Here is a 16324-nt window from a genome sequence, read left to right as displayed (position 1 = left end):
CCTCTTTTCTAACTAACGATAATATTCTAATAACTGTTGCGATAAAGCACTGCGGAACGCATCAACCAAACTAACCATGTCAGCATAGCGCATCGATGTTGGCCCTAAAATAGCAATGGCACCAACACCATACTGTGCAACACGATATGTGGCTGACACAAGACTATATGGTGATAATAAATTATTACCATTTTCATCACCAATTTGTACGATCACCCCATCATTAGCCGTTCCAACAACCCGTCTCATATCTTGCGCCGAATCAAGCAACTGGTATAGTTGCTTAACATCTTGCAAGCTTGAATCAACGGTGAAGTCAAGAACATTTAAATAACCACCGATAAACACGTTATCATGAATCGATCGTGCTAATACGTCACCAAACAATTGTAAAAATGCAACTGGTGTACGAATAACTCGTTCCATTTGCCAAGGTAAATCACCAGTTAATGTCCTTAATACTTCGACAATGGGCTGATTAACTAACGTTCGATTAATATAATCAACCATATCGTCAAGATTTCTAATAGACATCCCCTCTGGTAATCTAAAACTTTGACTCGTAACTTGTCCATCATTAGTAACAATAATAGCCATGATTTGCTGGCCATTTATGGGTACTAAGCGGAACCCTGAAAGCCGAATATCAACTGATTCAGGTTTAAGGGCAACAACCGTATAGCCTGTCAGACTCGCTAACTCATCTACCATCGTCTGCATCAAATCGTCAATCTCTTCGAAATTTCGATTAAATACACGTTCTAATGATTTTTGAACAACTCTTGATAGATGATGTTGATGCATTAATTCATCAACATAATAGCGGTAGCCCCGTTGTGAAGGCACGCGACCCGATGAAGTGTGCTCTTTTTGTAGCAATCCCAATTCCTCTAGTAGTGCCATTTCATTTCGCACAGTTGCTGAGCTGACTGCTAGATCTAATTCACTTAACAGTGTTTTAGATCCAACAGCTTTGCCGGTTTTTGCGTAATCGCGAATTATTGTGGCTAATATTAGCCGCTGTCTCTCCGTTAACATACGCGTCACCTTTCTTAGCACTCTCAACTACTTCGTGCTAACAGTTATTATAGTACACGCCTTATATTAACTTGTCAACACCTTTTAGCACTCTTTATTATTAAGTGCTAATTGTAGAAAATGAACTACGCAAAATCTTGCGTATCCGTTGCCTTATTACTACTTTGTCAGTGCCTATACAAAGACGTTGATTGTCACCATCTGTCCATTTTTTATTTCAGCGCTTTAGTAATTGGATCAAAATAGTAAGCAGTCTGATCGATTATTTGCCAATCGGTCAACAGAATATTGTTTTTGGCATACTGTCGCTGTCCTTGTTCATTCGTTTGCCAACCATTCGAAACAAATAATGACTGATTTGATATATCCAGCGGCATGACAGATCTGTTTAAAACCATAAAATTTACAATAGTAGTGCTCATTAGTTTGTAAGTCATACTATTTGGATGAACACCATCTTTGATAGAAAAATAGTCATACGAAAATCCTGCCTGTCGCCAATTCAAGACCGGTATGCCAAAAGATTGGTAAACTTCTGTCAGAGCCATTCGTAGTTCTGCTAATCTATAATAACTTCTTTTATCTTTCATATATGATTCAAACGGCAATAAACCCATAATTTTTACATTTAAATTAGCTGAATGTAATCGCATAATATTCGTTTGCAGTCGTTGCTGCACATAACCAATATTATTATCACTGTAATTTAAATCATTAACACCTAACGACAACAATAGAATATCTGCAGACTGGAATTGTGGATCCAGAATAATTTTCGAAACGTTATTGGTTAGATCGAATGTACGCATCTGTTGATTACCACTAATTTGCGCACCAGAAAAAGAGTAGTCATTATTAACTCTTGCGTGGCTGACTTGGGAAATAAATTTCGGGCAATTCTCTTTTAATAACTTTGTGCCATCCCGCCCGACCATCAACGAGTCACCAACTATCCAAATTTTTTTATTCTGAAAATAAAGTAATTGTGGCAAATTCGACTGTTCATCCTTTTTTCGCACAGCAGTCAATACACGATATTGTTTTGGATGGCCAGTATGAAAAGACAACGCGTGTGCCATCACGTTATGTCCATGATTGATTCCTAATAAACATACGACAATCGCTAAAATTGTTTTTATTCCTAACATTGTAAATACCTCATGATATTCATTATTTCTATACTAATGGATATTATTGGCCTTTTTATCAGTAAAATTAAGCGTTAAAAAAACAGTAGTTAACGTCAAAATACGGCGTTAACTACTGTAACTAATTAATGATTAACTTTTTTATTTTTAGCAAATTCAACCTTTGGACGGAAGACCCAGCCCGTAACGGTACCCTTAACAATCATTTTCAAACGCAAACGCATATTTGGCTTGTGGTTAAGAAATACTCTAAAAATTTCATATAAGACTTTTAGATGTGTTCTCATATACAATAAGAAGCCACGTTGGCGACTAAAATACATTTGATTTCTAAATGCATAGAAATAACGGGGAACACGATTGATTGTGTCTAATGAAACATTTGAGGCAATGTTATTTGCCATCTTATGGATGACACGTGAAGTTGGCACCATATATCCAGGCAATACACGCGCTGAACGCTCAGTATACTCAATGTCGTCACCCCAAATAAAGAACTCCGTAATTGGCAAGCCAATATTTGCAACCATTTCACGGCTGAACATCACTGACACAAAGGTTGCGTTTCGTAGTGGCTCTAGTTCAGTTGCATGTAATGAAATTTTATGGAAACGTTTCTTAGGTGATGGTAAGTTCATCAACGCACGTGAATTATCTGTCCAACGAACATCAGAAGCTAAGAAACCAAATTGGTTGTTAATCTTCTTAGCTGCATTGACCAATTCAGTCAGGGCTGTTGGTGTTGGCACTGTGTCATCATCCATCAACCAGACATAATCATCCGTTGTTTCTTCCATAAAGTAACGAATACCTTTATTAAAGCCACCGGATCCACCGATATTTTCTTTTAGGCGGACATACCGAATAGCATCGCCCAAACTGGTTAGATACTCTTGCGTATCTTCTTTACTATTGTTATCAACGACGATGATATTATCTACCTTCGTCTCAGAATTTTGTAAGGCTTCAATGACCTCTTTTAACATTGGTAGCCGATTATACGTTACCACAACCGCACTCACAGTCATATCAGATAGTCTCCCAACTATTAACTATTTTTATAAAAGAACCTCTTTTAAAAGCTCCATTACATTTATACATTTGCGACCTAAAAATATGCTTAGATTACTTTACTTTTCTAGCAACATAGATTGGGCGCTTCTTCACTTCTAAATAAATATTTGAAATATACCGACCAACAATACCAAGACTCAATAGTTGGATACCACCCAAGGCTAAGATAATAACAACCATTGATGGCCAACCAAAGACTGACGTATCAGGATATAGTAGTGCACGAATGAAAACAAGGATTGCGCCAAGCAATGCCAAAACGAAAGCAATACCACCTAGCACAGACACAAGCAGCAATGGTGCCCGTGAAAAGTCAATAAATCCTTCAATAGAATATCTAAATAGTCCCCAGAAAGACCAAGAAGTCTTACCGGCAACACGGTCTTGGTTTTCATAATTCAAATACTTTTGCTTAAAACCAACCCATGAGAAGATTCCCTTTGAAAAACGATTGTACTCTTGCATGCTCAAAATAGCATCTACCATTGGTCGACCCATGACACGGAAGTCACGAGCGCCTTCAACAATATGGGTATCAGACATTGAGTTGATCAATTTATAAAACAGATTTGAGAACCACGAACGAACCACTGGTTCCCCTTCGCGACTTGTACGACGGGCACCAACTGCATCCCATTCGCCAGATGAAACCCCAGCTAACATTTCCGGTAACATTGATGGTGGATCTTGCAAATCAACATCCATCACAGCAACATATTCACCAGTTGCATGTTCAAGGCCAGCGTACAAAGCTGATTCTTTACCGAAATTACGGGAAAACGATACTGTGTGAACATGACTATCTGCTGCAATCAAATTGTCCACAGCGTCCATTGTGTTATCCGTAGATCCGTCATCAATGAACCAATATTCTAATTCATAATCGGCAAAATTCTTATGTTCCTCTTCTATTGCATCATAAAATAATTTTACTGTGTCTTGTTCATTAAAGACCGGTACAATCAAAGATAATTTAGCCATTTCTTCCCCTTTTCGAAATCTTACTGCATTCTATTATAGCAAAATTCCGCTTATTTCCTATCTTTTATAAATTTTTTAACAAAACCAACACTTTCCGTAACGAGTTTGGCACGTAATATGAAAATGATGGCAAAATAAATAATTGCACCAACCACTATACATACTACCGTACCAGTTGGATTTGCTTGTAACCTTATTGTCATCGGTACAATAACGGCAAACATAATCGCTCCAGCAACCAAATACTTCCATGTTCCGGAGAATAACATGCTAATCGATAAGTCATGACGAACGACTATCAGCTGATATAAGGTCACGACACCTTCTGACAAAACAGTTGCAACCGCAGCACCATACAAACTCCAAAGTGGAATAGTCACAAAATTAAGCAAAATATTTACTAATGCACCAATCGTCACTGACATTGTAAAATCTTTTGTTCGACTAATCGGCATTAAATATTGGGTTCCTAAAACGTTACTCCAGGCAATTAGGACAATAATCGGTGACAAAATCGAAATTGTCCAACCAGCTGGTAGGAAAGATGGTCCCATATACCAAATGGTCATTTTAGGACCTAAAGCCATCATACCAAACATTAACGGTACCGATAACGCGGTGACAAAGTCCATCGACTTATAGATGGCTTTATTCACTGCTGCAAGATTACCCTTTGAAAAGTAATTGGCTACTCGTGGCAGCATAACCGTTCCTAACGCTGTTACCAGTGCCAACGAAACTTTAATAATCTTATCCGCATTTTCATAGAATGCCGATAATCCGATTGAGTCTGGTTGGAATAATGGCAACATGGTTTTGTTTAATTGTAAATAAATCTGCGTGGCAATTGTCGGCATAAACAAACCCAAAGTTGGCAACATATGCCGCTTAAATTCTAATGTTTTAAACTTAGGGAATTTAACTTGGCCCGGAATATAAAACCACATGGTAATGTTACCAGCCACCTGAGTCAGCGCCAATAGCAAAATGTAGTTATTCACATCGTCAGGTGATTTAACAACCAAAAAGATTAGAATAACCATCGCAATTTTAACCAAAGAATTACGAATAACCGTTTTTCTAAAATCTTCTAACCCCATGAAGTACCATGAGATATCTAATAAACCAGAAACAATGACCCAAGTTTGTAAATAAAGTTGATGGGTATTCTGACTAAATTCACCCGAAACATGGCGCATTGAAAACACAAACACAATATAAGCAATAATCGCAATCAAACTAACACAGGTGTGCAACAATTGAATTTCCCAAAAACGTTTGTTACGCAAGTCAATGTCATCGCGCACATAAGCAATTTCGCGTTGACCATAGAGTGTAATCCCTAAAGTCGCAAACAACAGAAAATAGCTGACGATTGAGTTAGTCCAGGCTTGGACCCCCATCCCTTCGGCACCCAATACGTGCGACAGATAGGTCATCGTGATTAAGGGCGCTAAAACAACTAGCAGCTGATAAAACACATTATATAAATAATTTTTAGCGACTTGCATGGTTCCATCCTCTGTTTGTAATCATTTCTTTTGATTACGGAATAATTTTATTTAAGACTGGTATCTTTTTAAATATAAGTATAATAATGAGACAAATAATCCAGACAATCAGTGGTAATCCGAGTAAGTGAAATAATGACTCCGGACTAATATGTAGCACATGCGTCATTATTTGAATGATAAATTCGTGAACAACATATACGCCGAGCGAAGCCCCAGAAAGTCGTTTCAACCACAAACCTATTCTAGGATTTGGTTGCCACGTCATTGGAAAATGGTGTTGGAAAAATAACCAGATTCCTAATGGCAAGATAAAACCACCAATTGAAAAGATGTTATACACTTCACGGGCAGTTTCGCCATGACTGATTGAAAGGAAAACTGTCAATAAGAACATAAATAGCACACTCAGGCAAGATAGACCGTATATTATCCGCCGTTGTTTATCTGATGTCTTAAAATTATGCAGATACCAACCAACGAAAAAGATACCAATTCCCATACTCAACGCTAAAGGAATATTTGATACAAGTTGACTAAATGGCCGATGTATCAAACTATACCCATAGTTGATGATGCCAGTTCCAATTATATACAGCCAGATAATATATTCAACGACTTTTTTATTAGCTTTCGTTGCCAAAAGTGATAGAAACGGCATAGCGATATACACTGGAATAATATAGTAAAAGAACCAAAAAATAGGCTGAATCTGATCCTGTTCGATGCCATTAATCAGCCCCTTAAATGACCAATCGGGATTCCCCATTATAAAATGATTCCAAGCATACCAAATAACGGACCAGATAATAAATGGCAATAATACTCGCCAAGCCCTTTTCTTCAAAAACGTCTTGGTATCATATCTTTCACGATAATTTAGTAGATTAGCTCCTGATATCATAAAGAATATCGGCACAGCCCAAATAAATAGTACCTGAATGAATACACTAAGATACCATTTTGGATCACTTGGTGAAAAATTAAAAGCGTAACCCGACGTATGCAACCATACCACTGCAAATGTTGCGACAATATTTAAAATGTCCAAATAATAATAATGCTGTTTACTTACGTTAACTGGCTTTTCCATGTCACTCCCGTCATTGTATATCAAACTATTATAAATAAAACAAGGCACAATACACTGAGAGTGATTGCGCCTTGATTATCTATTAATCTATCAAAAATTAATGTTCTTCATCATGTGCGAAGTTAAAATCTGATGGAATATCAAACTCTTTACGTACTGTATTGAAGGCAGCATTGAATACTTGATCCATATCGTAATAACGATATTGGCCTAAGCGACCACCAAAAATAAATTGTTCCTTATGCTGACGTGCTTCCTTTGCATATTCCTTATACAGATTTGTATTCTTTTCATCGTTAACAGGGTAATAAGCTTCCTTAGAACGATCCCATTCTTGTGGGTACTCCTTGGTAATGATTGTCACCCCATCATCTGACAAACCATCAAAGTGCTTCCACTCCATTACACGTGTATACGGAGTTTCTGCATCTGTATAGTTGATCACCGAATTACCTTGGTAGTTATCTGTTTGTTTTAGTTCAGATTCAAAGCGAACTGAACGGTATTCCAACTCACCAAACTTGTAATCAAAGAATTGATCAATCATACCTGTATAAACGATACGAGGGAACTCAGCAATATATTCGTCTTTGTGATCAAAGAAATCTTCATTGACACGAACATCGATCAAATCGTTGTCCAACATCTTTTCAAAGATTTGTGTATACCCACCTACTGGAATTCCTTGGTAACGATGGTTGAAGTAGTTATTGTCGTAGATAAAACGAACAGGCAAACGCTTAATGATGAATGCAGGCAGTTCTGTTGCTTTACGTCCCCATTGCTTTTCTGTATAACCCTTCACTAGTTTTTGGTAAATATCTGTACCAATTAATGAAATGGCTTGTTCTTCTAAATTACGTGGCTCGCGGTCACCTAATTCAGCTAAAGCAGCTTGTTTTTGTTCTTCAATCTTAGCCTTAGCTTCAGCGGGTGTCTTCGTTCCCCACATTTCATAGAAGGTGTTCATGTTAAATGGCAAGTTATAAAGTTCACCTTTATAGTTAGCCACCACTTGGTTTTGGTAACCATTGAATTCAGCAAACTGATTGATGTACTCCCAAACCTCTTTATTATCCGTGTGGAAAATATGAGCACCGAAATCGTGGACAGTAATCCCATGATCAGTATGTGTATAAGTGTTTCCGGCGATGTGTGAGCGCTTTTCGATGATAAGTGAACGCTTACCACGTTTCGCAGCCTCGTAAGCAAAGATTGCTCCAAACGGACCGGCTCCAACAACTAAGTAATCATAATTTTTATCATTTAAAGTCATTTATTCGTTTCCTCTACATATCTATAAAAAATATCCTGAACTTACTTTACCATAAATCCAGGATATTGTGTTTTAAAAGTGAACCTTCTTATTTGTATCTTTAAAAAACTTACGCTTTAAAAATTGGGTCCCTTTATCGATCCAATTCGTCTTTTCCGTTGTTACCAACGGGAACTCACGGAACGTTTTTTTATTTGTATATAACCAAGTATCCATCAAACGTTCTGACAAGAAGCCGAACACTCGCCGGTCCTGACCCTCATATGATTCATAAGGAATCCGTCGGGCAACTTGATCTAACACGCCAAACATAAAATCCGTATATGACTGAAAATCAGCCTGTTTCATAATAGCCATGTTAAATAGATGCGCCTTCTTACTCTGTCCCATTTGTTGAAAAGCAGGTAGATATTCAGGGAATTGCTCCTTAATGACATCCTGCATGGCAAAATAAGGCTCATTTTTATGAGCATTTAAATAATGCTTTTCTTGTGATTCAATGTAGTAATCACGTTGTTTTGGTAACAAGACATCGGCTTGTTCTAATGCAGCATATATTTGTTCTTGATCCAGAATATCAGCTAAATCATGACCAGATTTTGTACCAAAATACCGCCGATAATGTGCTAGGCCAACAACATCTTCGTGCTGCAAGTTATACTTTGCCCAATATAATGCGGTTAATTCATTAAAAAATGGATTTAACTCTGAAATATTCTCACCTTGATCATCACGTAAATACCCTGTTGGCACTTCATCACGTAAAGCCGACCCAACCATAATCGGTTGATATCCTGCAACTTCAGGAATTTGATATGGTTTATGGGTTGCAATTAAAATCTTCATTCTTCTGACTCCTTTGCAAACACATCATTCTCAGCGATATGAACCACCCGCCAGTAAAAGAACAACATTAACAAAATCGGCCATGACATCACATTTGATGGTGTGACTGCACTAACTACCACAACCACAACCACAGTCATATAAAATGCCTTAATTGAAATACGGTAGAACATGCTACGCTCGTCAAATTGACCGGCTATTTCTTTCAAAATAACTAAGGAACGCTTAATTAGACTAAACAATAGCCAAGCAAAAGTTAAGCAGAAGACAAGACCATATCTTGCTAGCCAACCGAAAAGATCATTCAAAATTGGATAAGCTTGCTTGCGATAAACTTGCATATACTCAAAATTGTTTTTTGACCACTCTGGTAAGTTATCTACAATATATTGTCCTTCATAGCCATAACCAACACCAAATAATGGATGCTGTAGCCATGTTTTAATCAAAGCAATTGTTCCACCAAGACGGTTATCCGTACCACCCTTTTGGAAAATCCAAGTATTCAGCAAACTACGGATACTTGGTACAGCAACATATGCAACCGCTACGCCTAATAGCGCAATTATTCCTAGGAAAAATAAACTGATCTTTTGTTTTTTGGGTGCCGCTAACCAGTATACTAACGCTAGAATACCAATTAACAAGAAACCCGTAGTTGTCTTTGCTAACAACAATACACCTAAACTGGCAGCGCCTAATATCAGTGCTGTCCAGTAAATCCAACGATTTTTAAATGCTTTTAATGGTTCTTGTATCAACATCAGTAAGAACGGACTAAATGCAATCCCCACCAACAATGCTAAATAGGCCGCCTCTGGCTCAAAACCATTGACACGCATTGAAGTTGCGACATAACTACCATTGTCATAAAAATCGCGATTTGCCCAATGACGCTCAAACAGATGCGCAATTGGATTGACCCAGTGCGATAATGATGTCATCCCAAACAGATAGAGAATCTGTGGTAAAACAATTAAACCAAGATAAACGGCTACTGTAATGATGACCGATTTCATAAATTTTACTGCATCTGCATAGCTACGAATGAGCATTTTTTGAACCGTATACGCAATCCAAATTGACAAAATGACCTGGATAAACATCATTAATCCATGTAGTAAGCCATATATGCGTGTCGTCGACCCTACTGCAAATGATTGATAGGTCATTAAAATTAGTTGGGCAACAATAAACACACCCCAAATACGTAAAGTGGTCGTTTTCGGTAAAACATCCTCTAAACGTGCAGGCTGTAAGTATAGTTTAACTAATATAAACAGACCAAATACAACAACAGCAATTTGAGAAAATAAATCAAAGAAAAAGAATGTATATGTTTTTGGCAAAATCGCAAAAGGCATTAACCAACTAACCATATTTCACCCCTTTTTAAGCTTTGGTTGCTTTAAAATTTTTGAAAATACCCGTGAAGAAAGCTAATACAATTCCTACTGCCAGACCAGCAGCCAAACCAAAGACAGCTGACTTTTTAGGTGATCCTGACACAATCGAATCAACATGAGCTTTCTTAGGTGCTGACATCAATTCTGGTTGTGGCATAGTTGAAATTAGCTTAGGCGCGTTAGCAGCATATGAATCCGTATAGGCATTCACCATTTTCACTGCTTGATTGCCCTTTTTAACACCGCGTACTTCTGCCTTGATTAACAATGTGCTATCAGGCGTTGATAATGTCACTGCTTGACGTAACTCGCCAGCAGTAATTTTAACATGTTGCTTTTTTAACTGTTTCACAGCGGGATCAATAATTTGCTGATCCTTACCGATAGAACGATACGTTTTTAGCATCCAAGAATTTCCCATGACACGTGAATTTGGATCCTTAGCATTGCTATCATCCTTACCAACGTACATATCCCGTGAAGCACTAACACTCGTCACAGCTGGCTGTTTGTTCATAGCATACATCACACCACCACAAATAATACCTAATACAATAATCCACCAGGCGTTGCGTAATAAATGCTTGATCAAATCAGTTATAGTAAATTGATTGTCCATTTCACTATTTCCTCTTAGTATAAAATTTCTGACTTAAATTATAATCAGTTAAATGCGAAAACTCGCTACGTTTCAGTATACAGGAGATGTAGCGAGTTTTATAGTTTTATCATAAATTCTTAAAATTTACATTGCGCCTTTTCCCCTAAAGACCGCAATGACTGTCATAAATAAAATTTTGAAATCGAACCACAAATCGGCTTGATCAACATAGCCAATTTCTAGTTGCGCGCGTTCTGGATATTGAATTTCACTTCGACCACTTGCTTGCCAAAGTCCCATTGCACCTGGTTTGACTGATAAAAATTTGTCAACATCTTGACCATATTCTACCAATTCTTTAGCAACCACGGGACGTGGTCCCACAATACTCATTTCACCCTTCAAAATGTTTATAAACTGGGGTAATTCATCAATGGAAGTTTTACGTAGAAATGCACCAAATTTAGTGATTCTAGGATCCTCTTCTGTTGGTAATTTATAGCCATTTTCAACAAATTTCTCATAAAGTTCTTTGTTGGCATACAGCTTTTCCTCAGCTCCCACTACCATTGAGCGAAATTTATAAATACCAAACTCATGATGATTCTGTCCAATTCGCTTTTGTTGATAGAAAATAGGTCCACGATTCTCACCAAAAAAATAGAATATTGATACTACCAAAAAAATTGGCGATAAAATAATTAATGCGAATAGTGAAACAGAAATATCTAAAAATCGTTTGGTAAATAAGTATCCGGTTTCTGACACAGCGAAACCTCCTTCTTGTTTGCTAATGCTTTATAGATATTTTGCGTCATATTCAGGGTCTTGTGACGTCAAAATCTTTGGTCCATCATTGGTTATCGCAACAACATGTTCATATTGTGCTGACCAAGAACCATCCTCAGTCGTAACAGTCCAACCATCTTCCTTAGAGGTTTCTACTTTCCAACCACCAAGATTGACCATTGGTTCAATCGTTATGGTCATACCTGGCTTTAAACGCAAACCATGACCGGCTGTTCCATAATGAGGTACAGCTGGTTCTTCATGCATAGTTGGTTGAATACCATGTCCGATATACTCACGGACATTACCATAACCATTTTCATCAGTAACATATTTATCAATAGCTGCACCGATATCACCGATACGGTTCCCCACTTGTGCTTGATCAATACCTAGGTAGAGAGCTTTTTTAGTAACAGCCATTAGGCGCTTTACTTCATCTGATACATTACCAACAGCGTATGACCATGCAGAGTCAGAGTAGTAACCGTCTAAATCGACAACCGTATCAACTTTAACGATGTCACCTTCTTTTAAAATTAATTTTTTACGTGGAAAAGCGTGGGCCACTTCATTATTCACCGAAACAGTTGTCGCATACTCAAAGCCTTCAAAACCGATTTGAGCTGCACGACCACCGTGGCTTTCAATATAGTGACGACTAAATTTTTCAATTTCCCAAGTTGAAAGTCCTGGTTTGATTAATTCACGAAGTCCTTTATGCATACCGGCTATAATTTCACCGGATTTTTTCATGCCATCTATTTCACGTTGTGACTTAATTGTAATCATTTATATTCTAACCTGCTTTTCTAAATTCAGTTTAACTAGTAACATTATACGCTTACTTTAACAATTCTTGCGAACTTTTCTTATTATCAATAAATAAATGGCTATTTTCAAAACTTCTGAAAATAGCCATTATCAGTTATTTTATCGCAGATAAAAGGTCCCATCATTACCAAAATAATAGTCACGATTATTTATCTTCTGATGTCCTTGCACTGCTCGACCATCAACACCAACATAGTACCGATGGCCCCAAGCCGTGTGCCATTGGTTATGTTGACGGAAACCATGCGTAAACCAGTAATATGTGCCCATGTAAAAACGGAAGCCAGTGTATGGTAGCCCTTTTTCAAACCATTGCCAGCCACGATTAAACTGGACATAACCTTGCCAAGGTGTCAGTTGGCCTTGCGCATTAGCATAATACGTTTGCTTACCTAACTTAACCTGCTGGTTCGTGCGTAAAAAGTGCGTGCCATTATTACCAAAGTAATACTTATACTCACCAATTTGACGAATACCTTGTACTGCTCGGCCATCAGCACCAACGTAATAGCGCTTGCCCCAGGCCGTTTGCCATTGGTTGCCCTGCCTTACGCCCTTATTAAACCAGTAATAAGTTCCCTTATAGTAACGGAAGCCCGTATAACGTTTACCACCTTCAAACCAATACCAACCTGTACCATCATTTAAATAACCCTTTGCTGGTTTACCTGATGAATAGAAAATATTATTTACTGTTTGCTTACTATTCGTTGTTACACTGGTATCTTGTTGTAAAATTGGTGACCCATAATCAACGCTTACATCAAACAATCCCACGACACCAGGAAAACTTGTTTTTGAATTCCATTGCCACGCACCGTACTGCGTATGCCAAAGGTTATTAGCCGTTGGTTGATATGGATATGATGCCATCCAAATGTTTCGCAAGCCAAACTGATAAGGCTTTAATTGTGTTTCTGCAATATAACTGGGCGAGGTATACAACATATAGCGTGGATACCCATTAGCCGCTAAACGGTCACGAAATGATCGTACATTTTGCGTCACATCCCTTTGCCGAGTGGCAACATCCTCTAAGTCATCAACTAACACTGTATGATTTGGTAGCTGATAATTTTTGACCTGTGTCGTAAAGTAATCAGCCTCACTAACTGCACTAGCCGGTGTTCGATACTTAGAATAATGATAAACCGCAATGCGCAACCCAGCTGCTTGAGCACTCGCAATTTGGGCCCGGGCACTTGGATTCACATAGTAAGTGCCTTCCGTCAATTTAACAACGACTCCTTTGACACCGTGCTGTTTCATCTTGTCAAAATCTGCTGTTGTTAAACGACCATTCCATGATGACACATCCACAAAGTCCATCCGTGGTGTCCCTGCTTGACCAGCTGTAATGCCTGGTACACCATTCACATAGACATGATGTACTAAAACCGCAATACCGAGGATACTAATTATTAGAACTAGTATCAGTTGTTTAAAATAGTGCATCAAAAAATTACCTCATATTTTGTATAATTACACCTTTTGTAAGTGCCTAATCATATTACAATATTTGGTAATCTAAATAAGACCAGTTATTTTACATGTATTAAAAAAATAGTCCGCTTACTGTTTCAACTGATTTTTAACATATGTTGGGAAATCAGTCTGTTGTTCCTTGGCTGCTTGCCAATACTGAGTAATCGTCGCATCATCGAGGCTTGAAGAATCTATTCCCGCCTCATAAAGCTTAATACGAGCTTCGCGAACATTTACGACTTGAGAATCATCCGTTGATTGCTCATCATCAGTACCGTTGGTTGTCTCTGAACTAGTCTCTAACGTCAGGCTTTCATCCCCTGACAACGATGTACTACTAACACTTGATCCTTGTGACTGACTAGAAGATTTTACACTTGAAGTATTTGAAGAAGCACCATTATCTTGTGTATGCTCATCCGCTGATTGGTTAAACATAAAGTACATTGCAAAAATGGCAATCACAATAATGACGATTGTTACGATCCAAATAACCTGTTTACGTTTCATATTGATCACCCCTAATTAATCGCGAATGCAGGAGTTCCTGCATCCCAATCCTGTGAGTCCTTTGATAATTTACTCAAAATGCCATCAACACTATTCCAACCACTATAGAATTGGTGATTATATGGATCAAAAATCTCCGTATTTCCTTGATTGTAACCATAACCTACAACAGCATGCCCAATTCCAACGTTCACGAAGAAAATAACTGGTTTACCTTGTTTCAAGGCTGATTTCACAGCATTAGCTGTACTTAAACTTTGTGCTTGATGCCCATACGCATTAACCATTGTTTTTAGATCGAGTCCCGAAGCACCATACGACTCGTGAAACTGACTCACTTGATTTCCAACTTGACGTGGCGTCACATTAACACCATATGAACCCTTTAGGACCATGGCTACACTAGTTGGCACACACCCAGTTGCGCCGAAAGTACCACCACTTAACCAAGTATTTGACCATCGTTTATCCCACTGTGAATAATAATATGGTTTTGCCACTTTTTTAGGCATGTCTCGTTCATAAAAGGTCCCGTTGGTACCAAAATTATGCTTCACACCATTAATGGTCACAATACCTTGGACAGCGCGACCATCAGCACCAACGTAGTATTTGTTCCCCCAGGCAGTCTCCCATTGATTATTCTGCCGAACACCATTTTCAAACCAGTAGTATGAACCTTTGTAGTGACGGAATCCGGTGAATAGTTGTTCATTTTCGATCCAACGCCAACCTAATCCAGAAACATTGACGTAGCCAGAAGGTAATGCTCGCTTATAAAATGTCTTATTGGTTCCAAAATTATAAATCTGATTATTAATAACCCGCAACCCTTGCACAGCCCGACCGTCAGCACCAACATAGTATTTATTGCCCCAGGCAGTTTCCCATTGGTTATTCTGTCGAACACCGTTTTGGAACCAGTAATAGGCTCCCATATAATAACGGAATCCTGAGTAAAGTTGGCCCTTTTCTAGCCAACGCCAACCAACACCGGGTACGTTAATATATCCTGAGACATCATCGTTTCGTAAATAAAATGTCCCATTAGTTCCAAAGTTATATCGCTTACCATTGATCCACTGCGTACCTTGCACAGCTCGGCCATTCGCACCAACGTAATATTTGTGACCCCAAGCTGTTTCCCATTGGTTATTCTGACGAACACCATTTTGGAACCAGTAATAGGCACCTTGATATTTTCTAAAGCCTGTATATGGCTGGCCATCTTCTAACCAGTTCCAACCACCATTAGCTTGAGAAACTTCCGGTGCATAGACATAACCTGACCTGTGGTCAACTTTCGTCGATGATGTGGTTGCACGACGCCCACTTAAACCGCCTTGTTCCTCTGTCGACTCAGTTTCACTTGAAGACGGTTCCGCTTCGTCTACCTGACTAGAACTAACAGTCGGCGTACTTTGACTTACTGGTGCCGTCGTTTCAGGAATACTTTGACTTGCTTGTTCCGACGATTCGGTACTCACTTCACTAGTCGTTACCTGCTCACTAGTTGTTACCTGCGATGATGACGTATCATCAGCAGAAATTGTGGCATAACCCAGTTGTCCACCTGCTAATATACTTAGTCCGAATAGCATCGTTCGGTACAAATTATTATGATTTTCCATGCCCGTTACTCCCTTAATTTTTTGTAAATTATATCTATACTTCACCACTTCTAGTCTGACAAAACTTGCGCTAGCAAGGAAAAAAGCAAGAAAGAGAAAAA

At 38.4% G+C, this 16324-nt stretch carries 15 protein-coding genes; all 15 read right to left on the bottom strand.

Annotated features, from left to right (window positions below; all coding sequences use genetic code 11):
- Window positions 1-12: 12 nt before the first annotated feature.
- The gene (gene hrcA / locus NGR58_RS00510) at window positions 13-1038 is read right to left on the bottom strand and encodes a heat-inducible transcriptional repressor HrcA (protein ID WP_075269459.1); all 1026 of its coding nucleotides are present in this window, start codon (window positions 1036-1038) and stop codon (window positions 13-15) included.
- A gap of 212 nt (window positions 1039-1250) precedes the next feature.
- Complete coding sequence (locus NGR58_RS00505) at window positions 1251-2186, bottom strand: SGNH/GDSL hydrolase family protein (RefSeq protein WP_258087799.1); 936 nt, start codon at window positions 2184-2186, stop codon at window positions 1251-1253.
- Between the two features lie 125 nt (window positions 2187-2311).
- Window positions 2312-3214 carry a glycosyltransferase family 2 protein gene (locus NGR58_RS00500; protein WP_258087798.1) on the bottom strand — a complete coding sequence of 301 codons (903 nt, stop codon included), beginning with the start codon at window positions 3212-3214 and terminating at the stop codon, window positions 2312-2314.
- A gap of 97 nt (window positions 3215-3311) precedes the next feature.
- Window positions 3312-4241 (bottom strand): glycosyltransferase family 2 protein, encoded by a 930-nt coding sequence (locus NGR58_RS00495; protein ID WP_075269455.1) that lies wholly within the window; start codon window positions 4239-4241, stop codon window positions 3312-3314.
- A gap of 50 nt (window positions 4242-4291) precedes the next feature.
- Window positions 4292-5752, bottom strand: coding sequence for a flippase (locus NGR58_RS00490; RefSeq protein WP_258087797.1), 1461 nt, complete (start codon window positions 5750-5752; stop codon window positions 4292-4294).
- A 34-nt stretch (window positions 5753-5786) separates the two neighbouring features.
- Window positions 5787-6845: an acyltransferase gene (locus tag NGR58_RS00485; protein ID WP_258087796.1), complete on the bottom strand. Its 1059-nt coding sequence runs from the start codon at window positions 6843-6845 to the stop codon at window positions 5787-5789.
- Window positions 6846-6942: 97 nt separating this feature from the next.
- A complete protein-coding gene (gene glf / locus NGR58_RS00480; protein ID WP_258087795.1) occupies window positions 6943-8121 on the bottom strand; it encodes a UDP-galactopyranose mutase in 1179 nt (392 codons plus the stop codon).
- A 72-nt stretch (window positions 8122-8193) separates the two neighbouring features.
- Entirely contained in the window at window positions 8194-8967 is a 774-nt protein-coding gene (locus NGR58_RS00475; RefSeq protein WP_258087794.1) for a DUF4422 domain-containing protein, read from the bottom strand.
- A complete protein-coding gene (locus tag NGR58_RS00470; RefSeq protein ID WP_258087793.1) occupies window positions 8964-10346 on the bottom strand; it encodes an O-antigen ligase family protein in 1383 nt (460 codons plus the stop codon). Before NGR58_RS00470 ends, NGR58_RS00475 begins: the two co-directional genes overlap by 4 nt.
- A 13-nt stretch (window positions 10347-10359) precedes the next feature.
- Window positions 10360-10992, bottom strand: coding sequence for a YveK family protein (locus NGR58_RS00465; protein ID WP_258087792.1), 633 nt, complete (start codon window positions 10990-10992; stop codon window positions 10360-10362).
- A 126-nt stretch (window positions 10993-11118) separates the two neighbouring features.
- Window positions 11119-11742: a sugar transferase gene (locus tag NGR58_RS00460; RefSeq protein ID WP_258087791.1), complete on the bottom strand. Its 624-nt coding sequence runs from the start codon at window positions 11740-11742 to the stop codon at window positions 11119-11121.
- 30 nt (window positions 11743-11772) lie between these two features.
- The gene (gene map / locus NGR58_RS00455; RefSeq protein WP_258087790.1) at window positions 11773-12555 is read right to left on the bottom strand and encodes a type I methionyl aminopeptidase; all 783 of its coding nucleotides are present in this window, start codon (window positions 12553-12555) and stop codon (window positions 11773-11775) included.
- Between the two features lie 141 nt (window positions 12556-12696).
- Window positions 12697-14052, bottom strand: coding sequence for a GH25 family lysozyme (locus NGR58_RS00450; protein ID WP_258087789.1), 1356 nt, complete (start codon window positions 14050-14052; stop codon window positions 12697-12699).
- Window positions 14053-14169: 117 nt separating this feature from the next.
- A complete protein-coding gene (locus NGR58_RS00445) occupies window positions 14170-14592 on the bottom strand; it encodes a hypothetical protein (protein WP_258087788.1) in 423 nt (140 codons plus the stop codon).
- Window positions 14593-14603: 11 nt separating this feature from the next.
- Window positions 14604-16223, bottom strand: coding sequence for a C39 family peptidase (locus NGR58_RS00440; RefSeq protein ID WP_258087787.1), 1620 nt, complete (start codon window positions 16221-16223; stop codon window positions 14604-14606).
- Between the last annotated feature and the right edge of the window lie 101 nt (window positions 16224-16324).

Source organism: Weissella fangxianensis (assembly GCF_024718545.1).
In the GTDB taxonomy this organism is placed as follows: Bacteria; Bacillota; Bacilli; order Lactobacillales; family Lactobacillaceae; genus Weissella; species Weissella fangxianensis.
Note: the sequence above shows the minus strand (reverse complement) of the source record. Positions and strands in the feature narration are given on the sequence as shown.